Source organism: Actinomyces sp. oral taxon 169, assembly GCF_013394715.1.
Lineage (GTDB): Bacteria > Actinomycetota > Actinomycetes > Actinomycetales > Actinomycetaceae > Actinomyces.
On the sequence record NZ_CP058259.1, the window covers coordinates 2,391,438 to 2,413,525 of the forward strand.

At 69.7% G+C, this 22,088-nt stretch carries 18 protein-coding genes; 1 reads left to right on the forward strand and 17 read right to left on the reverse strand.

What is annotated here, in order from left to right:
• The first annotated feature begins 65 nt into the window (after positions 1-65).
• Positions 66-563 (forward strand): YajQ family cyclic di-GMP-binding protein, encoded by a 498-nt coding sequence (locus tag HW274_RS10090; RefSeq protein ID WP_075254753.1) that lies wholly within the window; start codon positions 66-68, stop codon positions 561-563.
• Between the two features lie 20 nt (positions 564-583).
• Here HW274_RS10090 and HW274_RS10095 read toward each other — a convergent pair whose 3' ends face one another.
• The 17 genes from HW274_RS10095 to HW274_RS10175 form a co-directional block, all read right to left on the reverse strand.
• Entirely contained in the window at positions 584-1,228 is a 645-nt protein-coding gene (locus HW274_RS10095; RefSeq protein WP_075254754.1) for a response regulator transcription factor, read from the reverse strand.
• Positions 1,216-2,481, reverse strand: coding sequence for a sensor domain-containing protein (locus tag HW274_RS10100; protein WP_075254755.1), 1,266 nt, complete (start codon positions 2,479-2,481; stop codon positions 1,216-1,218). The genes HW274_RS10095 and HW274_RS10100 overlap by 13 nt, the downstream gene beginning before the upstream one ends.
• A gap of 95 nt (positions 2,482-2,576) precedes the next feature.
• Entirely contained in the window at positions 2,577-3,593 is a 1,017-nt protein-coding gene (locus HW274_RS10105; protein ID WP_256692520.1) for a phosphotransferase family protein, read from the reverse strand.
• A gap of 14 nt (positions 3,594-3,607) precedes the next feature.
• Complete coding sequence (locus HW274_RS10110; protein ID WP_075254757.1) at positions 3,608-4,150, reverse strand: AAA family ATPase; 543 nt, start codon at positions 4,148-4,150, stop codon at positions 3,608-3,610.
• Positions 4,151-4,154: 4 nt separating this feature from the next.
• Positions 4,155-5,024 carry a zinc metalloprotease HtpX gene (htpX, locus tag HW274_RS10115; protein ID WP_075254758.1) on the reverse strand — a complete coding sequence of 290 codons (870 nt, stop codon included), beginning with the start codon at positions 5,022-5,024 and terminating at the stop codon, positions 4,155-4,157.
• A gap of 96 nt (positions 5,025-5,120) precedes the next feature.
• Entirely contained in the window at positions 5,121-5,699 is a 579-nt protein-coding gene (locus HW274_RS10120; protein WP_075254759.1) for an N-acetyltransferase, read from the reverse strand.
• A 114-nt stretch (positions 5,700-5,813) separates the two neighbouring features.
• Complete coding sequence (locus tag HW274_RS10125) at positions 5,814-7,301, reverse strand: FAD-dependent oxidoreductase (RefSeq protein WP_075254760.1); 1,488 nt, start codon at positions 7,299-7,301, stop codon at positions 5,814-5,816.
• Between the two features lie 360 nt (positions 7,302-7,661).
• On the reverse strand, positions 7,662-8,960 hold the full coding sequence (locus tag HW274_RS10130; protein WP_256692521.1) for an OmpA family protein: 1,299 nt from the start codon (positions 8,958-8,960) through the stop codon (positions 7,662-7,664).
• A 400-nt stretch (positions 8,961-9,360) separates the two neighbouring features.
• Positions 9,361-10,467 carry a polyprenyl synthetase family protein gene (locus HW274_RS10135; RefSeq protein ID WP_075254762.1) on the reverse strand — a complete coding sequence of 369 codons (1,107 nt, stop codon included), beginning with the start codon at positions 10,465-10,467 and terminating at the stop codon, positions 9,361-9,363.
• The gene (gene nuoN, locus HW274_RS10140) at positions 10,464-12,077 is read right to left on the reverse strand and encodes an NADH-quinone oxidoreductase subunit NuoN (protein WP_075254763.1); all 1,614 of its coding nucleotides are present in this window, start codon (positions 12,075-12,077) and stop codon (positions 10,464-10,466) included. Before nuoN ends, HW274_RS10135 begins: the two co-directional genes overlap by 4 nt.
• Positions 12,074-13,678, reverse strand: coding sequence for an NADH-quinone oxidoreductase subunit M (locus HW274_RS10145; RefSeq protein ID WP_185988733.1), 1,605 nt, complete (start codon positions 13,676-13,678; stop codon positions 12,074-12,076). The genes nuoN and HW274_RS10145 overlap by 4 nt, the downstream gene beginning before the upstream one ends.
• Positions 13,679-13,691: 13 nt before the next feature.
• On the reverse strand, positions 13,692-15,686 hold the full coding sequence (gene nuoL / locus HW274_RS10150) for an NADH-quinone oxidoreductase subunit L (RefSeq protein WP_075254765.1): 1,995 nt from the start codon (positions 15,684-15,686) through the stop codon (positions 13,692-13,694).
• Between the two features lie 17 nt (positions 15,687-15,703).
• Positions 15,704-16,009 carry an NADH-quinone oxidoreductase subunit NuoK gene (nuoK, locus tag HW274_RS10155; RefSeq protein WP_003787144.1) on the reverse strand — a complete coding sequence of 102 codons (306 nt, stop codon included), beginning with the start codon at positions 16,007-16,009 and terminating at the stop codon, positions 15,704-15,706.
• Entirely contained in the window at positions 16,006-17,007 is a 1,002-nt protein-coding gene (locus HW274_RS10160; RefSeq protein WP_075254766.1) for an NADH-quinone oxidoreductase subunit J, read from the reverse strand. The genes nuoK and HW274_RS10160 overlap by 4 nt, the downstream gene beginning before the upstream one ends.
• The gene (nuoI, locus tag HW274_RS10165) at positions 17,004-17,714 is read right to left on the reverse strand and encodes an NADH-quinone oxidoreductase subunit NuoI (RefSeq protein WP_185988734.1); all 711 of its coding nucleotides are present in this window, start codon (positions 17,712-17,714) and stop codon (positions 17,004-17,006) included. The genes HW274_RS10160 and nuoI overlap by 4 nt, the downstream gene beginning before the upstream one ends.
• On the reverse strand, positions 17,707-19,341 hold the full coding sequence (gene nuoH / locus HW274_RS10170; protein WP_075254320.1) for an NADH-quinone oxidoreductase subunit NuoH: 1,635 nt from the start codon (positions 19,339-19,341) through the stop codon (positions 17,707-17,709). Before nuoH ends, nuoI begins: the two co-directional genes overlap by 8 nt.
• The gene (locus tag HW274_RS10175) at positions 19,338-22,088 is read right to left on the reverse strand and encodes an NADH-quinone oxidoreductase subunit G (protein ID WP_075254321.1); all 2,751 of its coding nucleotides are present in this window, start codon (positions 22,086-22,088) and stop codon (positions 19,338-19,340) included. Before HW274_RS10175 ends, nuoH begins: the two co-directional genes overlap by 4 nt.

The following is a 22,088-nucleotide window of genomic DNA, read 5'->3' on the forward strand; positions in this document are numbered from 1 at the left end:
CCTCACAGAACAACCCACCTAGACTCGGGGCGACTGAGGTCCCCACCCCGGAAAGGACTGCCGCCATGGCCAACGACTCCTCCTTCGACGTCGTCTCCCGCCTCGACCGCCAGGAGGTGGACAACGCCGTCAACCAGTGCGCCAAGGAGATCTCCCAGCGCTACGACTTCCGCGGCGTTGACGCCTCCGTGAGCCTGTCAGGCGACACCATCACCCTGGAGGCCAACACGGCCGAGCGGGTCCTGGCGATCCTGGACGTCCTGGAGTCCAAGCTCTTCCGCCGCGGCGTCTCCCTCAAGGCCCTGGATCTCGGGGACAAGGAGCCGCGCCCCTCGGGCAAGATCTACCGCCTGGCCTGCCCGCTGCGCGAAGGACTGACCCAGGAGGTGGCCAAGAAGATCACCAAGGCGATCCGCGACGAGGGCCCCAAGAGCGTCAAGGCCACGATCCAGGGCGACGAGGTGCGCGTGGCCTCCAAGTCCCGCGACGATCTCCAGACGGCGATCGCTCTGCTGAAGAACCTCGACGTCGACGCCGCCCTCCAGTTCGTCAACTACCGCTGAGCGGCGCTCGTCCCCGGCAGCTAGGCCGACAGCAGTGTCAGGACGGCCTTGACGCGGCGGTGGACGGCGGCGTCGGGCAGCAGGCCGAGCTTGGCGAAGATCCGCTGGGTGTGCTTCTCCACGGCCCCCTCGGTGACCACCATGATCTTGGCGATGCCGGCGTTGGTGTGGCCCTCGGCCATGAGGGCCAGGACCTCCCGCTCGCGGGGCGTGAGCTCGGTGAGCGGGTCGTCGCGCCGGCCTCGCTGGAGGACCTGGGAGACGACGTCGGGGTCCAGGACGAGCTCGCCGCGCGCCACCCGCTCGACCGCGCCGAGGAAGGCGTCGATGTCGCCGACCCGGTCCTTGAGGAGGTAGCCCAGGGCGCCGCCGCCGTCGGCCAGGAGCTCGGGCAGGTAGCCGGCGACGACGTACTGGCTCAGCAGCAGGATGGGAGCCTCCGGCCACTGGGCGCGGATACGGGTGGTGGCCCGCAGTCCCTCGTCGGTGTGGGAGGGCGGCATGCGGATGTCGGCGACGACGACGTCGGGCCGCAGCCGCAGGGCATCGCTCACGAGGGCCTCGCCGTCTCCCACTCCCCCGACGACCTCGTGGCCGCCGTCGGCCAGGATGAGTGCCAGCCCCTCGCGCAGGAGGACGGAGTCATCAGCGATTAGAACGCGCACGGGATTCTCGCCTCCAGTGTGGTCGGTCCGCCGGCCGGGGACGTGATGAAGAGCCTACCGTCGACCCCGTTGAGGCGCTCGACCAGGCCGGCCAGGCCGTGTCCCTTGGCGGTCGAGGCCCCACCGATGCCGTTGTCACTGATCCTCACGAGCAGGGCGCCGTCGACGACGCGGGCATCGACGCCGGCGGCTGTGGCCCCGGAGTGCTTGTTGAGGTTGGCCAGCGCCTCGCTGACCACGAAGTAGGCGGCCTGGGAGACGTGGTCGGGCAGGTCGGGCAGCTCAGTGCTCACGGTGACGGGGACGGAGGAGCGGGTGGCGGCCTCGGTGATGGCGGCCGCCAGGCCGCGGTCGATGAGGACGGGTGGGGCGATACCGCGGGAGAGCTGACGCAGCTCGTCGAGGGTCTGCTGTGTCTGCTCCATGGCACCCTGGATGATGGCCGACGCGGCCGCCGGGTCCTTCTCGGCCTGCCGGTGGGCACGGGCCAGGTCCATGCGCAGGCGCACGAGGCGCTGCTGGGGGCCGTCGTGGATGTCGCGCTCCAAGCGGCGGCGAGTGTCGGCCTCGGCGCGCTGAACGGCGGCCCGGGAGGTCTGGAGGCGGCTGACCTCGCTGCGCCAGGAGAGCATGGCTCGGGTGAGACCCGTCTGCATGGCGGCCAGGCCCCGCAGGACGGCGGGGGCGGTCAGGGAGAAGACAATACCGCAGGTGAGGTTGAAACCGATGTCCCAGAGCAGCTCCGGCTGCAGGCCCAGAAGATGAGCCAGCCCCTGGCGCTGCCCCACGGCCGGATCGAGGACCAGGTCAAGGATGATATCGGCGATGGGGGCGAGGAGACCTGCCACGGCCAGGGCCAGCCACACGACGCTGATGATCCAGGTGATGAGGGAGACCGGGAAGTAGATGACGGCCCACAGCAGGTCCATCCAGCGCTGGGGGTCGCGCAAGCGCCGGAAGAGCCGACGGCGCGCGGAGGCTCCCGGCTCGGGCTCGAGGTAGCCGCCGGGTACCGGCTCGCGCCCGTCCACGCGCGCTACGGCGAGGCGGGCGAAGTTGGCGAAGCCCCCGGCGATGCTCAGGTCGATGATGAGCAGCAGCAGCCCCACCCAGATGATGGTGGTGACCACACCGAGGGCGGTCAGTGGCACAAGCAGGTAGAAGGCGAGCAGGCTCAGTGGCCCGCTGAGGAGGAGGAAGGCGGCGTCCCTGCCAAGCTGGCGGTAGCGCGCGGCCCATGCTGATCGGTTCATGCCTCATATCCTCCTCAGGGCCGGAATCACGCCCAATCCTGCCACCTGGCGGAGCCGTGGTGGGGCTAGCCCGACACTGACTTGCAGCGGACGGCTCAGCCACCGAGTCGGGCGGTCAGGCTGCGGGCGAGCTCGTCGGCCCATCTGCCGTAGTGGGCCTCGCCGGGGCGGCTGAGGCAGTACAGGAGGTTGCCCAGGCGGTCGAGGAGCTCGTAGGCGTCGCGGCGCTCCAGCAGCCGTTGCGGGTCGGTGGTACCGGTGTCCTGCGCGAGCCGCGAGCGCCGCGAGTACCGCGCGTACTCAGTGACGAAGACGGTGACGTCGTCGGGGGTCATGGGCAGGTACCAGGGCCCGCCGGTCACCCGGCCCCCGATGAGGGCCAGGTCCTTGGCGGTGTCGCCGGGCCCGGACCACTCGAAGTCGATGAGTCGTGGCAGGCCGTCGGGGCCGAGGATGACATTGGGGGCGACGGCGTCGCCGTGGATGAGCCGGTGGGTGGGGACCGCCTCGAAGGCCGGGGCGAGGCGGTCAAGCTCGCGGCGCCAGGCGGGCAGGAGCGCGCGGACGCGGGGGTCGGTGAGGGCCTGCGGATGGTGCTCTCCCCACCAGGTCGCCAGCTCCTCCCCCTGCTCTCGGGCGCTCGGCACAAAGGCGGTCGACAGCGCGGCGGCGGGGGCGGTGGCGGTGGCGGTGGCGAGAGCCTCGTGCAGGCGGGCGATCTGGTGGGCGAGGGCGGTGGCGAGCCGTGGGTTCCAGTCGGTGGCGCGCAGGGCCCGACCGGGGACGTGGGTGGTCACCATGTAGGGGGTGCCCAGCGGGTTATCGCTACTGGACTCCAGAGCAACGGCGCTGGTTCCCAGCCCGGGCGGGACGCGCCTGAGGACCTCGTACTCGGTCTCCATGGGGCGGGGCAGGTCATGGGGCGGGAGTCGCGGAAGGCGCAGGACCCGGGCCTGCTCCCCCGAGCCGATTCTCCAGGCGGTGTAGCTCTCGCCGGCCCCCAGCCGCTCGACCGGCCCACCCGTCACGCCGCCCAGCTCACCGGCGTCGACGGCGGCCCTGATGCGTGGGGCGATGTCGTCGTCGGTTCCAGTGGGAGGTGGAGTGTCCATTCCCCTATCCACCGTCATCGGGTTCCATCCGCGAGGTGCAGGCCGATGATGGCCCGGGCGGCCTCCGTGGCGGTGAGACGGGCGGTGTCGAGGCGGAGGTCGGCCTCGGGCCAGGGGGCGTAGTCGCGGCGGGTAATCTCCTGCCACCCTGGAAGCTCGAGTCCCTTGATGTCGCTGACCCGCTGCTGGGCGCGGCGCCGGTGCTCGGCCGCATTGGAGCAGATGAGCTCGACGGAGAGAAACCGGGCACCCGCGGCTGAGGCCGTCTCCTCCCACAGGCGGCGGGTGAGGGGCAGTGGGTTGACGCACTCGACCAGGACCTCCCCGCCCGAGGCCAGGACGTCCCGGGCCACAGCGGCAGCCACGTAGTATCCGGCGCCCGCGGGCATGCCAGGGAGCATCTCGCCGCTGCCCCTCAGGGCCTGCTCAATAGTGTCAATGCGCAGCCAGGTCGGCGGCTGGCTCTGCGGCTGCACCTCGGCCTGCAGGCGCAGGATCTCCCGGCAGACGGAGGTCTTGCCGACTGCTGGTAGTCCGCCGACGACGGTCAGGGGCATCCCGTCAGTACCCGGCCATCTGCTCGAGGCGGGCGATGCGCTTGTCCATCGGCGGGTGGGTGGAGAAGAGGTTGCGCAGGCTCCCAAAGGGGTTGGCGATCATCATGGAGGAGACCGGTTCGAGGCGCGGGTCCTGCCCCATGGGCACGCGTGAGATGCCGGACTCGAGCTTGCTGAGCGCGCTGGCCAGGGCGAGCGGGTCCTGGGTGAGCTCGGCGCCGTCGTGGTCGGCGTCGTACTCGCGGGTCCGGGAGACGGCGAACTGGGTGATGGCGGCGGCCAGGGGCGCCAGGAGGGCCAGCAGCAGGACGGCGATGATGTTGCCGCCGTCCCGGTCGCGCCGGTTGCCGCCGCCGAACCACATGGCCATGGTGACCATGGAGGAGATGACGCCGGCGATGCCCGCAGCCACCGAGGAGGTGAGGATGTCGCGGTTGTAGACGTGGGAGAGCTCGTGGCCCAGGACGCCGCGCAGCTCGCGCTCGTTGAGGAGCTGGAGGATGCCCTGCGTGCAGCACACGGCGGCGTGCGAGGGGCTGCGGCCGGTGGCGAAGGCGTTGGGGCTCATCGTGGGGGCCACGTAGAGGCGCGGCATGGGCTGGCCGGCAGCGGCGGAGAGCTCACGCACGATGGCGTACATCTGGGGCTGCTGGGCCTCGGTGACCTCGATGGCGCCCATGGAGCGCACGGCGATCTTGTCGGAGTTCCAAAAGCCGTAGGCGGTCTGCACCAGGCCGATGACCGGCGCGATGACCAGCCAGATGGCGGAGCCGGTCCCCCGGGCCAGCACGTAGCCAAGCAGAAGAAGCAGGCTCCACATGCCGCCCAGGAGGACGGCGGTCTTGAGACCGTTGTAGTGGTGAGTCCTTGTCATGGCTGGAGACTATGGGATGAACCTGTGTCTGACCTATGTCCATCGGCACGTGCAGCCATTGACGGATCGAGGAATAACGGGACGGCTCCGCACGGCTCAGTCGCGCGGGACCACTCGCGCGGTGATGAGGCCCCAGTCCAGCCAGTGCAGGGTATCGCGGAAGTCGTCGGGGTCGAAGGTGGTTCCCGGCGCCTCACGCACGAGGGTCCAGTACTCCTCCGTCGAGTCCAGGACCGAGTACCCGGTGTCGCGGAAACCGGAGCGCTCGTAGAAGGAGAACCGACGGCGGCGCTGCTCGGCGTTGTCGGCCTCGGCAATGACGGGCTCGATGTCCAGGACGATGGTGCAGCCGGGGTGACGGCGCTCGAGCTCGGCCAGGAGGCGGGTGCCCACGCCGCGGCCGCGGGCATCGTCGTCGACGGCGAGGTAGAAGAGGTAGAGCAGACGGGAGCCGGGGCGGCGCACGGTCCAGGTCAGGGCGATGGGATCCGGGCGGGCCGCACGGGTCGGTCCGGCGGGCTGGTCCCACCAGGCGACGAGGTCGACGCCGCGCCGCAGGCTGAGCAGGCGGATGAGTGCCCAGGAAAGGCGCTCCTCCTCGGGGAAGGCACGCAGGTAGAGGTCATGCGCCCAGCGGTCGGTTCCGCTGGCTAAGCGGACGCGACGGGTTCTCATCGGGCTTCTTCCTCTCCGTGTCGGTGGCGACGCCCGTCCGGCACCGGCCGCGGGGACCGGTGCCGGACGGGTGATGCGATGTCGGCTGCGGTTGAGCCTGAGACAGCGCTCGGTTCAGTCGGCCAGGCGGTGGGCGACGCGCTCGGGGACGCGGCCCGCCTCGGGCTGGCCGATGAGGTCCTCGGGAACCTCGGTGGAGCGGGAGATCGCGGTCATGGCGTCACGGGAGACGACCTTGACGCGCTCGCGCGGCTTGGAGGCCCCTCCGGTGACGACGACCTCGCCGTAGCCCTCACCGAGCTCGCGCTCGTAGGCGTCCAGCAGCTCCCAGCCCTCCCAGTTGGTGAAGGGGATGCCACGGGACTCCAGCAGGGCGATGATGGCGTCGTGACCGACCTGGGCCTCGTCGCTGGTCTCGGCGTGCAGCAGGCCGGCGTTGGCGTCGGCCACGAGGTTGGTGATGGTCTCCTGCGCGTCGGACTTGGTGGAGCCGATGAGGCCCACGGGGCCGCGGCGGATCCAGCCGGTGGCGTACAGGCCGGTCAGGGGCTTGCCGTCCTCACCGAGAACGCGGCCGCCCTCGTTGGGGACGACGTGCCGCTCGGCATCGAAGGGCAGGCCCTCGATGGCGCTGGAGGCGTATCCGACGGCGCGGTAGACGGCCTGGACGGGCCAGTCACGGAACTCGCCGGTGCCGGTGACGTTGCCGTCGCCGGTCAGGCGGGTGCGCTCGGTGCGCAGACCGACGACATGGCCGTCGTCGTCGGTGAGGACCTCGTGAGGCGCCGAGAAGAGGTGGATGTGGATGCGGTGGGAGGCGGTGAGATCCTCCGGCTCCTGCATCGCGTATCCCTCAAGGGCCTTGACGACCTGTCGCTGCTGGTTGGAGGAGGCCAGGGCCGCCTGCGAGCCCTCGTCGTACTCGAAGTCCTCCTCGTCGACGAGGACGTCGACGTCGGCCTGCTTACCGAGCTCGCGCAGCTCCAGCGGGGTGAACTTCACCTGAGCCGGACCGCGGCGACCGAAGACGTGCACGTCGGTGACCGGGGACTGCTGAAGGGTGGCGGCCACGTTCGCGGGGATCTCGGTGGTCATGAGGTCGTCGGCGTGCTTGGCCAGGACGCGGGCGATGTCCAGCGCGACATTGCCGACGCCGATGACGGCGACCTCCTTGGCACTCAGGTCCCAGGTACGCGGGTGGTCGGGGTGACCGTCGTACCACGAGACGAAGTCGGCGCCGCCGTAGCACTCGGGGGCGTCGACGCCGGGGATGTCGAGGGGGGCGTCGGTGTCGGCTCCGGTGGAGAAGATGATGGCGTCATAGTGCTCCTGGAGCTCGGCCACCGAGATGTCACGGCCGACCTCGACGTTGCCGATGAGCCGGATGTCCCCGCGCTGGAGGATCTTGTAGAGGGCCACGATGATCTGCTTGATGCGCGGGTGGTCGGGGGCGACGCCGTAGCGCACCAGCCCATATGGCGCAGGAAGCCGCTCGAACAGGTCGATACAGACCTCCATGCCCGACTTCGAGAGGATGTCCGAGGCGTAGATGCCTGCGGGGCCTGCTCCGATGACGGCGACATTGAGAGGACGTGCGTTCACTGTTCTTCGTTCCTGTTTCAGGGGACGTGGACGTGGCACCCGCGTTCCCGCTGCCGGGAGAACCGGTTGTTCCGGTCCGGGGCGACGGCGACGGGGTACCGCGCCACAGTCTATGGAGGAAGACGGGGACTCCCCCAGGGCGCGGGCAACATCGCGGCTTTGAGCCACGTCACGTCGGGGAGGGGTGGGGTTGGGTGAGCGGGTTCGGGCGGGCTGGTTGAGAAGGGTGGGTTGGGCCTTGGCCCCCAACCCGGCCACAAACCCGGAGCCCTTGAGACCACCCCCTACCCCAAAGCCGCCCACACCCTCCAACTCACACCCCTCATCGACGCGGCCCCACCCTTCTAAGGGACCGGGCCACTACGCGTTGACAACCGGGATGTCGGTAAGGCGGGCGACAACTCGCTCTTTCGTATAAAGGTACTCACCTGCGGGCATATCGATCATGACACTATCCCCACCGACATCTGGCCACACGACCGGAAGGGACTGGGAAGCTCCAGGCTCAAGATTGTACACAAAGCTATTCGCTAAAGGATATCTACTTCCATCGGAATAAGTATAGTCGGCCTCCAGATACCTCAACCCTCCGCTCAGGATGGTCAAGCTACTTACATAGAACACTCCAGACAGGCCACGCATATCCATCATTTTGCCCGGCAACGCGAAGGGAGCAACCGGCATACTAACTGTCTCGCTAGACGTAAGCACCACCGTTCCCGCCAAGTAGCTACCGGCTCGAACCACGTGGTCGATGACCATGCGCACAGTTTTACCGTTGACCTTCACATCGACACCCTCAGGTCCTTTACCCACAGGCCCTGCGGCTTTCGGCATCGCGGACGACGACGGTGCCGTACTCGCGCTCGGCGCCGCGTTGGCCTCGGCGGCTTTCGAGGGCGTTAGCGCAATCTCAACACGACGGTTGATCTGCCTGTGCTCATCAGTGTCATTCGCAACCCGCGGCGAGGACTCCCCCTTACCTGAGACCGACTCCTTCCACGCAGACAAGTCCGTCAGCTTCTTGAGCCGCTCCGACACCGCCTTGGCCCGCCGCTCCGACAGATCCTGGTTGTGTGCATCATCAGCCACATCATCGGTATGACCCGTGATCGTCAGATCCCCACCAGAGGGAAACTTCTTGATCTGCTCCACCACAGTCGCCAGCACACCGTCAGCCTGAGCCGAGAGCTGATCGGAGTCGGTCGCGAACGTGACATCCCCAGCCACCGTCACCGTCGTCGACTTCTCATCCTGCTTCGTATCCGACGAATCATCAGCAGCCAGCGACATGGTCTCAATCTTCAACGGCCCTGCCTCCGACTCGTCGAGCTTAGCCTTCGACACCACATCATTCACCGAGAAATCAGCCTCGGTATCCTTCAAAACCGGAATGCCTGTAGCGATACCCACATAAGAAAGGAACAGGTCCACGGCGCTAACATCCTCGGGCGGCGCATGAAACACTGGAAATACTTCCAGAGGCTTATCATTTTCGACGTCATCATATAAATGACGCGCTTCCTCATCCAGCTCACGATAGACCAGACCCTTATCCAGAGAGAGCATCCTGATCGCAACCATCGTCCCCGGACGATACGTGGAGCCGAATGCCTGATACAGGCTTACTTTGTCACCAGAGGTCGTTGTGAACTCCATGCGCACGACAGCGTACTTGCCGTCGACTGCGGCGGGCCCCACCTCAACCGAGAGCGGAGCCCCTTTCCACTCCGCCTCTATCATCACCCCGCCATGAGGACCAGTCGCGGTCGCAACAGCACGTGGGGACGCAGCCCCCGAACTCCTCCCCGAGGAGGCAGAACCGCCCTTCTTGAGCATCCCACACCCCGATAGGACGGCACCCGCACCGGCCAGAGCGGGCAGTGCCAGGACACCACGTCGAGACAGTCGGGCACAGGCTTCAGAAGACATCGGCGTGGAGGACGGCATGTCGGGGACCTTTCAGCGCATTGGGAACACGTACTTGGTACCCTATGCACCGCAATCCACTACCCACGATGGGGAGTTGCGAAGCCTCGTCAGCCCCCAGGCCGACTGCTCAGGCGGCCCGGTCCACGAGGATGCGGGCGAAGTCCTCCATGGCCGCACGCACCTGCGACACCCGCTCACCGGCGTCGGCCACAGCCGCCGTGGCGGCCTCACCCTCAATGCCGGCCTGGGCCAGACGCTGCCGGGTTCCGTCGAGAACGGCCTCCTCCAGGCCCTCCAGACCCTCCACTGCCTGAGCGGCCCAGTCCATGGCCATCTCGCGGGTACGGGCCAGGACGGGGTGCTCGCGCAGGCGAGCGACGACGTCGGCCAGGAAGGCGTCATCGGAGAGGTCGCCGGTGGACAGGCGCGAGAGGATGGCCTGGCCGGCGGCGTCGAGCTCGCCGGCCGCCAGGGCCTTGCGCAGAAGGAGGACCGGCATGGTGTCCACGCCTTCGCGCAGGTCGGTGCCGGGGGTCTTACCGGTGGTGGCCGAGTCGCTCATGAGGTCGATGACGTCATCGGCCAGCTGGAAGGCCACACCGATCCGCTCGCCGAACTCCTCCACGATCTGCTCGGTGCGCGCCCCGGCACCGGTGAGCATCGCCCCGTAGCGGGCGGACACCGCGATGAGGGAGCCGGTCTTGTCCGCCAGGACCTGGATGTAGTGGTCCACCGGATCGGTACCTGCCGGGCGTGGCAGGGTCTCGTGAAGCTGGCCCATGCACAGGCGCTCGAAGGTCTTGGCGTGGGCCATGACGGCCTCCGGGCCGAGGGCCGCCACCAGCTGGGAGGCTCGGGCCACGAGGACGTCGCCGGTGAGGATGGCGGCGGAGTTGCCCCACACGGTCTGGGCGCTCGGGGCGCCACGGCGCAGCGGGGCCTCATCCATGACGTCGTCGTGGTAGAGGGTGGCGATGTGGGTCAGCTCCACGGCCACCCCAGCGTCGCGGATCTCCTCGCCGGTGGCCAGGGCCGGGTCGCCGAGCTGGGCGGTCAGCAGGGCCAGGACCGGGCGCAGGCGCTTGCCCCCGGCCTCGGCCAGGTGCGAGGTCGGCGGGTTGATGGTCTCGTCGGCGCTGGTGACCACCTCCATGAGGCGGTCCTCAATGGTCTGGAGGGCGGGGATGATGCGCGACTCCAGCTCGGGGGCGCTCAGCGGCAGTGATCCGATCACGGAAGGAGCATAGCCGTCTGGTCGAACAGGTCGAAGGCGGTCTGCGGCAAAATGCCCAGCCCGATTGTGGCCATCACCGCAACGCTGACCGCCAGGATGATCGGGCCGCGGCTGCCCACGACCACGGCGCGCTCGCCGTCGGGCTCATAAAAGAACATGAGCACGATGAGCCTCATGTAGAAGAAGGCGGTCACGGCCGAGCAGACGACGGCGAGAATGACGAAGGGCATCCCGCTGCCGCTCAGGCCGGTGGCGAAGAGCCGGAACTTGGCCATGAAGCCGGCCGTCAGGGGCACTCCGGCGAAGGACAGCAGGAAGACGGTCATGGCACCGGCCGCCCAAGGGCTGCGGCGTCCCAGGCCCTTGAAGGCATCCAGGTCGCCGTCCTCACCGCCCACCGAGCCGTCGCGGTGGGAGCGCACCAGGGTGATGATGCCGAAGGCTCCCACGGTGGCGATCCCGTAGGTCAGGGCGTAGAAGCTGAGCGCGGAGATCGCCGCCTTGGAGTAGGCCCCGATCCCGATGAGCATGAAGCCGGCGTGGGCGATGGCCGAGTAGGCGAGCATGCGCTTGACGTCGCGCTGGACCACCCCGACGACGGTGCCCAGGAGCATGGTCAGTGCCGCCACGGCCCACAGGGCGGGGGCCAGATCCCAGCCCATGGCTCCGGCGATCAGGTAGTAGAAGCGCACCAGGGCCAGGAAGGCGGCGGCCTTGACCCCGGCGGCCATGAACCCGGTGACCGGGGTGGGGGCGCCCTGGTAGACGTCCGGGCTCCAGGCGTGGAAGGGCACGGCCGCCACCTTGAACAGCAGGCCGACGATCACCAGCATGAGGCCGGCCAGGATGAGCCAGTCCTGCCCCGCCGCGCTGCTCACGGCCTCGCCCAGGGACTTGTAGTCGACGGCGCCGGCCACCCCGTAGAGCAGGGCCGAGCCCATGAGGAGAAAGGCGGAGGCGAAGGCCCCCAGCACGAAGTACTTCAGCGCCGCCTCCTGGCTGAGGAGCCGGCGGTGGCGGGCGGTGGCCGCCAGGATGTACAGCGGCAGGGAGATCATCTCCAGGATGACGAACAGCGTGATGAGGTCGCTGCTGGCTCCGAAGAGCATCATGCCGCCCAGTGAGAACAGGGTCAGGGGGAAGATCTCGGTCGTGGTCCACCCGGCCAGGATGGACTCGCTCTCCTCCGCGCTGCCGGGCCGGTCGGCGGCCTGGGCCGCGAAGGCCCCGTCGCCGACAGAGGTGCGGTCGGCCATCACCAGGACGGCCAGCAGCCCGATGACCAGGAGGATTCCCTGGGCGGCGATGGAGAAGGGGTCCTCGGTCAGGCCCGCGGACATGCGGGCGCCCGGCAGGAAGCCCTTAGGGAGCTGGAACTGGGGCAGAGCCGCGGCGGCGGCCCCGGCGGCCTTGACCTCGCCCCAGCGCAGGAACAGGGCGACCCCGGAGGCCAGGATGGCCAGGAAGCTCAGCGTGGACTGGATGGCCAGGCGGGCGGGACGGGCGATGAAGGCCTCCACGAGGACACCCAGGACACCGGCGCCCAGGATGATGAGGACCGGCGTCAGGGCGTCCCAGTTGACGATCGGGGCAGTGGCTGAGGGGCTCACTTGGTGTTCCCTTCCGTAGCGGTGGAGGCGGCGGGAGCGTCAGTCGCGCCGCCGGCATCGGGGCTGTCGCCGGCGCCGCGGGCTGAGGTCTCAGCCTGCGAGGAGGTGGTCACCGTGAGCGCGACCTGCCGGGCGACGTCGTCGAAGGCGGACGTCAGGACGCCCGGGGCCAGTCCGAGCGCGAGCATCGCGGCGATGACGGGGACGACGACGAGGCGCTCGCGCCCGTCGAGGTCGGGGCTGCCCACGCGCTCGGGGGCGGGCGCCCCGGTGAAGACCCGCTGGTAGGGCAGCAGCATGTAGACGGCGGCGATGACGACGCCGACGACGGCCGCACCGCCCAGGGCCAGCGAGACCGAGAAGGTGCCGGTGAGCACCATCCACTCGGGCACGAACCCGCTCAGGCCCGGCAGGGCGATGGAGGCCAGCCCGCTGACCAGGAAGGTGCCGGCCACCAGCGGCATGACCCGGGCGATGCCGCCGAGCTCGCTGATGGCGACCGTCCCGGTGCGCCGGGCCATGAAGCCGGTGACCAGGTAGAGGCCGGCGATGGACAGCCCGTGAGCCACCATGTAGACCATGGCGCCGTTGGCGGCCACCTGGTTGCCGATGAAGATCCCCAGGACCATGAAGCCGAAGTGGCTCACGGAGGTGTAGGAGATGAGGCGGTAGAGGTTGTCCTGGGCGATAGCCGCCAGGCCGCCGTAGATGATGGAGACGACCGCCAGGACCAGGATCACCGGGGCGGCCCAGCGGGAGGCCTCCGGGAAGATCGGCAGGACCAGGGTGATCATCCCGAAGGTGCCGATCTTGTCCAGGATGCCGATGAGCAGCACCGAGGTGCCCGGGGTGGCCTGCTCGGCGGTGTCGGGCAGCCAGGTGTGGACCGGGACCAGCGGTGCCTTGATGGCGAAGGCGATGAAGAAGGTCAGGAAGATCCAGTGACCGGCGGAGGTGGACACGTGCAGGTTGGCGGCCACCGAGTCGATGAGGAAGCTGGGGGTGCCGTTCTTGCCGGAGTGCAGGTAGACGGCGATGACGCCGATGAGCATGATGAGCCCGCCTGCCAGGGAGTACAGGAGGAACTTCAGGGCGGCGCGCTGGCGATTCCGCCCGCCGAAGCAGCCGATGAGGAAGTACACCGGGATGAGCATCGCCTCGAAGCACAGGTAGAACAGCAGCAGGTCCCGGGCCGAGAAGATGACGACGACGAAGAACTCCAGCGTCAGGACGAGCCCGGTGAACAGGCCCTGCCGGTCGGCGGGGACCTCACCCCAGGAGGCGAGCAGCACCAGGGGCGTGACGAAGGCGCCCAGCAGCACCATGGACAGGCCCAGGCCGTTGACGCCCAGGGCCCAGGAGGCGCCGATGGCGGGGATCCAGGAGTGGGTGTCGGTCAGCTGGACGGTGCTGGCTTGAGCCAGGTCGAAGGCGCTCAGCGCCCACAGGCCCAGGGCGAGGACCGCCAGGGAGAACACGAGGCCCACGGCGCGGGCGTGGAGCCGGCGCAGCGGCGGGACCAGCCACAGCAGGAGCGCCCCGGCCAGCGGCGTGACCGCCATGACGGTCAGGACGGGCAGCGATGCGGGAAGAGTCGGCATGTGTCGTGTCCTCTCAGAACCTGGCGGCCAGGACGGCGATGAGTACGAGGACCGTTCCGGCCAGCATGTAGCCGGCGTAGGAGCGCACGTACCCGGACTCGGTGCGGCGGGTCAGGCGCCCCAGGGCGCCGGTGCCCGCGGCGGCACCCTCGATGGCGCCATCGACGACGTAGCGCTCGACGGCGTCGGTGGCCAGGACCAGTCCCTGGCCGGTGCGCATGGCCAGGGCCTCGTTGATGGCGTCCTGGTACATGTCCTTGCGGGCGGCCTCCACCAGGGGGTTGGCCGGCTGGAGGACGACGGGCACCGGGCGGCGCACGTACATCCACCAGGCCACGAGAACCCCGACGACGACCAGGGCGAGGGTGGCGCCCATGATGACGGTGGCCGGCAGGACCGGCTCGCCGTGCTCGGCGTGACCGGTGACCGGCTCCAGCCAGGTGACGAACATGTTGTTGTAGGTCAGCAGCCCGCCCAAGCCGGCGGAGAACACGGACAGCACGATCAGCGGCAGGGTCATGAGCCAGCCGGACTCGTGGGGGTGGACCTCGCCCTCCAGGTCGTCCTTAGTGGTCCAGCGCTGCTTGCCGTGGAAGATCATGAAGAACAGGCGGGACATGTAGAAGGCGGTCAGGCCCGCGCCCAGCAGGGCGATGGTGCCCAGGATCCAGGGCTTGGCGCCCTCACCGACGAAGGCGGCCTCGATGAGGCGGTCCTTGGACCAGAAGCCGGAGAAGGGCGGCACCCCCAGGATGGCGAGCCAGCCGATGCCCATGGTGGCCCAGGTGATCGCCATGGCTCCGCGCAGGCCGCCGAAGCGGCGCATGTTGACCTGGTCGCCCATGGCGTGCATGACCGAGCCGGCCCCCAGGAAGAGCTGGGCCTTGAAGAAGCCGTGGGTGAGCAGGTGGAAGATGGCGAAGGCGTAGCCGACCGGGCCCAGGCCCGCGCCCAGCATCATGTAGCCGATCTGGCTCATGGTGGAGGCGGCCAGGACCTTCTTCATGTCGTCCTTCGCGCTTCCGATAACGGCACCCAGCAGCAGGGTGATGGCGCCGATGACGGCCACGGCCGTCTGGGCGCTCGGGGCGCCCTCGAAGACGGCGGCGGAGCGGACCATGAGGTACACACCCGCGGTGACCATGGTGGCGGCGTGGATGAGGGCCGAGACCGGCGTGGGGCCGGCCATGGCGTCACCCAGCCAGGCCTGGAGGGGGAACTGTGCGGACTTACCACAGGCCGCCAGGAGCAGGAAGAAGCCGATGGCGGTGAGCCAGCCGGTGCTCACCGAGCCGTCGAGGGAGGCGGCGGAGACGGCGTCGAAGGAGACCGAGCCGATCTGGCCGACCATCGTCATCATGGCCAGCAGGAGGCCGACGTCGCCCACGCGGTTCATGATGAAGGCCTTCTTGGCGGCGGCGGCGTTCTCACGGCTGGTGGCCTGCTCGCCCTGGGGGGCGTCGGCGTCGGCGGTGTTCCAGAAGCCGATGAGCAGGTAGGAGGCCAGGCCCACGCCCTCCCAGCCGACGAAGAGCACGATGTAGGAGTCGCCCAGGACCAGGGTGAGCATCGCGGCGATGAAGAGGTTGAGGTAGGCGAAGAAGCGGCGCCGGTCGCGGTCGTGGGCCATGTAGGCCACCGAGTACAGGTGGATGAGGAAGCCGACGCAGGTGACCAGGGTGACGAAGGTCAGCGACAGCGGGTCCAGGCGCAGTCCGACGTCGACGCTCAGGTTCCCGGCGGAGAACCAGTGGTAGAGGGGCAGGCCGATGACGCGTTCCTCAGCGGGCAGGCCCAGGACCTGCACGAGGATGCCCACGCCCAGGCAGGCGGAGGCGAACGAGGCGGCCAGGCCCAGCCAGTGGCCCCAGGCGTTGGAGCGGCGGCCGGCCAGCAGCAGGAAGGCGGCGGAGGCCGCGGGGACGGCGATGAGCAGCCAGGCCCAGGAGGCCAGGCCGGTGGCCTCGGTCAGGGGCGTCACGACGGCGGTGACAGGAGCGGGAAGCATGTCGGTGGTCTCTCCCCTCAGTTCTTGAGCAGGTTCTCGTCGTCGACCGACGTGGACCTGCGGGTGCGGAAGATGGATACGACGATGCTCAGACCCACCACAACCTCGGCGGCGGCCACCACCATGACGAAGAAGGCGAAGACCTGGCCGGTGAGGTTGCCGTGGATCCGGGAGAAGGTGACCAGGACGAGGTTGACGGAGTTGAGCATGAGCTCAACCCCCATGAGCTCGATGATGGCGTTGCGGCGCAGCAGCACCGTGAGTGCCCCCAGGGTGAACAGCACCCCGGCCAGGATGAGGTAGACGGTGATGGGGAGACTCACTTCTCCTCCTTCTGCTCCGGGACGGCCGAGTCGGCTGCCCCGTCATCGCTGAGAACGGGCTGCTTGACGGTGGGGGCGGCGGCGCCGGGCATGGAGGGCATTCCGGAGCGGCGGGCGTCCCGATGGCCGTCGGCCTGACCGGTCTGGCTGGCCCCGGCCAGGCGGGAGACGATCGTGCCCGAGCGCTGGGCCAGTCCCATCTCCGGGGAGACGTCGGACAGCTCCAGGCCCTGGCCACGGGCCCGTAGGACCCGGGGCACCGACTCCTCGACGGCCTCGCCCTGGGCGTCCAGAGCCGGGGCGGCGGCGGAGTTGGTGGAGGCGTAGACGCCGGGCATGGGCTTCTGGCCCGGGTGGGCGCCCTTGGCGGCGTAGTCCTGCATCTTGCCCGCGGCCACCGCCCGCTGGCTGAGCCGGGCCCGGATGCGCTGGCGGTGGGTGAGGGTCAGGGCGCCGACGGCGGCGACGATGAGCAGGATGGCGGTCAGCTCCATGGTGACGACGTGGTCGTGGTAGAGCGTGACGGCCAGCAGGTCGGGGGCGGCCTTGGCGCTGTCCTTGAGCCCGGCCGGCGTCGGCAGGGTGGAGCGCCATACGACGGCGGTCAGGGCTCCTGCCAGTCCCAGTCCCAGGAGGATGAGGACCGGGCGCCTCATGACGGTACCGGCGGCACCCACCGGCTCGTCACCGCCGACACCCACCAGCATGATGACGAACAGGACGAGGGTCATGACGGCACCGGTGTAGACCACGACCTGGGTGATGCCCATGAAGGGCGACTCGTTGACGATGTAGAGGACGGCCAGCGAGATCATGATGCCGATCATGTTGATGGCGGCGTTCACGGCTCGCTTGGCGGTCAGGACGCCGATGCCGCAGGCCACGGTGACCAGGGCGACGACGCCGAAGACGATGGCCTCGCCCAGTCCCAGGTGACCGTCCTGAGTCAGGGCGGTCGGGGCGACGGCGGGGGCGCCGGTCATCAGCAGGGTGCTCATCGCAGGGCTCCCTTCACGGTGTGGCGGTTGCCCCGGCCGGAGGCGGTGGGGGCGGCCTTGGCGCGGGCGGACTCCAGGCTGGGGTCCTCGGGCCGGTGGCTCCGCACCCAGTCGATCTGGGCCTGGGTGGAGCCGACGACCTTCCCGCGGTAGTAGTCGCCGTCCTCGGTGCCCTCGACCATGGGGTGGGGCGCGGACACGGCGCCCTCGGGCACGGGGGCCAGCAGGTCCTCCTTCTCGTAGATGAGACCCTCGCGGCCGGGGCCGACGAGCTCATCGAAGTCGGTGGACATGGTCAGAGCCCGAGTGGGGCAGGCCTCGATGCACATGCCGCAGAAGATGCAGCGCAGGTAGTTGATCTGGTAGACGCGCCCGTAGCGCTCGCCGGGCGAGTACTGGGCGCCGGGCTCGTTGGAGGCGGCCTCGACGTAGATCGCGTCGGCGGGGCAGGCCCAGGCGCACAGCTCGCAGCCGATGCACTTCTCCAGGCCGTCGTCGTAGCGGTTGAGCTGGTGGCGGCCGTGGTAGCGGGGCATCACCTGCGGCGGCTCGAAGGGGTACTGCTCGGTGACCACCGGGCGGAACATCGAGGAGATGGTGACCCCGTAGCCGGCCACGGGCGCGAAGGCGCGGGCCAGGGCGGAGGGAGCGTCACGCAGCCACTTATCGTGCTGCGAGCCCCGGGAACGGTGGGGGCGATCAGTCATCTTTTCCCTCCTGGGGTGCCTCAGCGGCCGTGTCTGTGTCCTTGCCGCCGGCCGGGTCGGCCTTGAGGTCAAGGGTGAAGGTGGGCAGGGCGGTGGCTGCGTCCTTACCGGCAGGAGCTGCCGTGCCGGCCACACCTGCCGAGTCGGGGGACTCGGCGGAGTCTGCGGAACCGGTCGCGTCGTCGTCCTCGACGTCGGCGTCCTCCAGGAGGCCGACGGCGGTGGCCGCCCCGGTCTCGGAGTCACCGGCCGCGTCGGTCGCCTGCGCTGCCAGGGCGGTGCGGCGGGCGCGCGGTGAGGGCGGCAGGGACGTGCCCGGAGGCGGCGGGACCGGGAAGCCCTCGAGGAAGGCGACGTGGTCGTCCTCGGCGTCCAGGATCTCGACGTCCTCGTCGTCGGCGTCCTCCTCGTCGTCGTCCTCATAGTCCTCGTAGAGCTCCTCCTCTTCCTCCTTGTCGGGAATGAGGAAGAGGATGAACATGATGACGCAGAAGACGACGGCCATCGGCAGCAGCAGGGCCTGCACGGAGGCCCCCGAGAAGGTGCGGAAGGCGCGCACCACCGCCACCAGCACGAACCAGACCAGGGAGATCGGGATGAGGACCTTCCAGCCCAGCTTCATGAAGTGGTCGTAGCGGATGCGCACGAGGGTTCCGCGGGTCCAGATCATGAAGAACATGACGGCCCAGACCTTGGCGACGAACCACAGCATCGGCCACCAGCCGGAGTTGGCGCCCTCCCAGAACAGGCTGAGGATCGCCGAGCGCCAGCCGCCCAGGAACAGGGTGACGCACACGGCCGAGACGTTGAACATGTTGATGTACTCGGCCAGGAAGTACCAGGCGAACTTCATCGAGGAGTACTCGACCATGTGGCCGGCGACGAGCTCTCCCTCGGCCTCGGGCAGGTCGAAGGGGAGGCGGTTGACCTCACCGACCATGGAGATGACGTAGATGATGAAGCTGGGCACCATCGCCACGGCCCACCAGATGCGCTCCTGGGCGGTCACGATCCCGGAGGTGGACATGGTCCCCGAGGCCAGGAAGACCGTGAGGATGGACAGGCTCATGCTCAACTCGTAGGAGATGACCTGAGCGGCGCTGCGCACGGCGCCGAAGAGCGGGTAGGTGGAGTGCGTGGACCAGCCGCCCAGGATGATCCCGTAGACGCCGAAGGCGGTGATGGCCAGGATGTAGAGGACCGCCACTGGGAAGTCGGTCAGCTGCAGGGGCGTGGAGTGGCCGAAGATGCTCACCTGCGGCCCGAAGGGGATGACCGCGTAGACCATGAAGGCGCTGAAGGCGGCGATGAGCGGCGCCAGGAGGTAGATGACCTTCTCGGCCCCCTTGAGCCAGAAGTCCTCCTTCATGATGAGCTTGCCGGCGTCTGCGACCGCCTGGAGCAGGCCGAGGGGGCCGTTGACGTTGGGGCCCAGGCGGGTCTGCATGCGGGCCAGGCCGCGCCGCTCCACCCACAGCGCCATCATGACGCTGACGATGAGGAAGGCGACGATGAAGACGGCCTTGATGAGGGTCAGCCACCAGGTCTCGGCGGAGAAGTCGGCGGTCACTCCCCCGTTGGGGAGGGCGTCGTCGGCAGCGGCCTGAGCCGCGTAGATCGGGTTCACCTCAGTACCTCCGCTGCATGGGTCACGGTGACCTGGGAGCCGTGCCCGGCGCCCAGGGTCTGGTGGACGGTGGAGCCGGCCGAGCACTCGGGCAGCCACACGGTGCCGTCGCTGACGCCGCCGATGACGGCCGGCAGGGTGATCGATCCGGCGGCGGTCGCCACGGTCACCTCCTGACCGGCTGCCAGCGACAGGCGCTGGGCGAGGTCGGTGCCCACCCGGGCGATGGGGCGCAGGGCGGTGGCGGCCAGGAAGGGCTCACCGTCCTGGAGGCGCCCGGCGTCGAGCATGGGCTTGTGAGTGGTCAGGCGGGCCTCCACGCCGTCGTCGGCGGGGACGGGGGAGCCGGCGCAGACCGCCGGGGCGGGCCCGAAGGCGACCGACGGGCGCTGCCCGCGCCACAGGCCCAGGTCGGCGAGCTGCTCGTGCAGGACGACGAGGTCGTCGACCTGCAGATCGACTCCCATCTCGTCGGCGAGCATGCCCAGGACCTGGCGGTCGGTGCGGGAGCGTGAGACGTGGGCCTGGCCGAAGGGGCGCACGCGCCCCTCCCAGTTGACGAAGGTGCCGTTCTTCTCCACGGCCGGGGCCACGGGCAGGACGACGTCGGCGTGCTCGCTGACCTCGCTGCGGCGCACCTCGAGCTGGACGGTGAAGCCGCTGGCGGCCAGGGCCGCTCGGGCCAGACCCGGGTCGGGGAAGTCGCGCAGGTCGATGCCGCCGACGACCGCGCCGCCCAGGCTCCCCTCCAGGAGGGCCGAGAGGATGGCGGTGGCGTCACGGCCCGGCGTTGCAGGCAGGAGGTTCTTGGGGCCCAGGTTCCAGGCCTGCTCGACCTGGGCGCGGGCCTCGGGGTCGGCCACGGGGCGACCGCCGGGCAGGAGGCCGGGCAGCAGGCCCGCCTCGATGCCTCCGCGCTCGCCGCTGCGGCGCGGCACCCAGGCCAGGTGTGCGCCGGTGGCGCTGGCCAGGGCGTCGGCGACGCTCAGCAGGCCGGGGACGCGGGCGGCACGCTCACCAATGAGGATGGTGGCGCCGTCGGCCCGCAGGGCCTCGACGAGCTCGGGGTGGGTCTGGCTGAGGTGGGCGACGACGCGGGCCTCCTCACCGGGCGGGGTGAGGATGGCCTGGGCGGAGAGCTTGCGGCTGCCGGCGCTCAGGCAGGTAGTCACGGTGGCCACCTTGACGCCGCCGGCGCGCACGCCCTTGCGCAGGCGCAGGAACACCGAGCCGCACTCGTCCTCGGGCTCCAGGCCCAGGAGCAGGACCTGTCCGGCCCGCTCCAGGTGACGGTAGGTGACGGCGCCCAGTCCGGTGCCGGCCACGCGGGCGGCCAGGAAGGAGTCCTCCTCCTGGCTGTGGCTGCGCACGCGCTGGTCGATGTCGTTGGTGCCCAGGACGGTGCGGGCGAAGCGGGACCAGGCCCAGGCGTCCTCCAGGGTGAGGCGGCCGCCGGGCAGGAGCCCCACTCCCCCGTCTGCGGCGGCGCGGGCCAGCCCCTGGGCGGCCACGTCCAGGGCGTCGGACCAGGAGGTGGTGACGAGCTCGCCGGTCTCCTCGTCGCGCACGAGCGGGACGGTGAGGCGGTCGGGCTGGGAGGACCAGGTGAAGGCGAAGCGGTCCTTGTCAGTGATCCACTCCTCGTTGACCTCGGGGTCGTTGCCGGCGAGGTGGCGCAGGACGACGCCGCGGCGCATGTCGACGCGGATGGCGGAGCCGGAGGCGTCGTGCTCGGTGACGGAGTCGGTGGAGACCAGGTCCATGGGGCGGGCCCGGAAGCGGTACTTCGCGGAGGTCAGGGCGCCCACGGGGCAGATCTGGATGATGTTGCCCGAGAAGTAGGAGGCGAAGGGGCGCCCGGAGGCGTCCAGGTCCTCGCGGCCGGCGCCCAGGTCGGGGCCGTAGTCGGTGCCGTCGGAGGCGCCGGGCTCGCCGCCGGGGCCGGTCAGGTCTCCCAGGGCGCTCAGGGAGGGCACGCCGCGGATCGTCTGGAGGTCGGCGTCGAGCCCCTCCTGGGGCTCCTCGGTGTAGAAGTCCAGGACGCGGGCGTCGAAGCGCCCGATCTGCTCGGAGTACAGGCCCCCGGTGTGCTCGGGCTCACCGTCCATGTCGAAGGAGGGGTGCCCGCCGCCGCGGCCCTGGAGGGCGATGAAGGGGTCGCCGGGGATCTGGTCGGCGAAGCGCACGCAGCGCTGGCACAGGATGCACCGGTCGCGGTCCAGGAGGATGTTGCTGGTCAGGCGCAGTGGCTTGGGGAAGGTGCGCTTGACGTCGGTGAAGCGGGTGGCGGACTGGGCGCCGGAGGCCATGAGCTCCAGGGCCTGGTTCTGCAGGGGGCACTCGCCACCCTTGTCGCACACCGGGCAGTCCAGCGGGTGGTTGATGAGGAGGAACTCCATGGTGCCGGCCTGAGCCTTGGCGGCGACCTCGCTGGTGGCCTGGGTGGAGATCTCCATGCCCTCCATGGCGGTCATGGCGCAGGAGGGCTGGGGCTTGGGCATGGGCCGCACGACGCCGTCGCGCCCCGGCATGGCCACCTCCACCAGGCACTGGCGGCAGTTGGCCGACGGCGCGAGCAGCGGGTGGTCGCAGAAGCGCGGGATGCGCACGCCGACCTGCTCGGCGGCGCGGATGAGGAGGGTCCCCTTCTCGACCTCGACGGGCAGCCCGTCGATGGTCATGTGGACCATCTCGGGGGCCGGGGGCGCCGCGGGTGCGGAGCTCTTGGTGGTCGTCTCAGCAGTCAT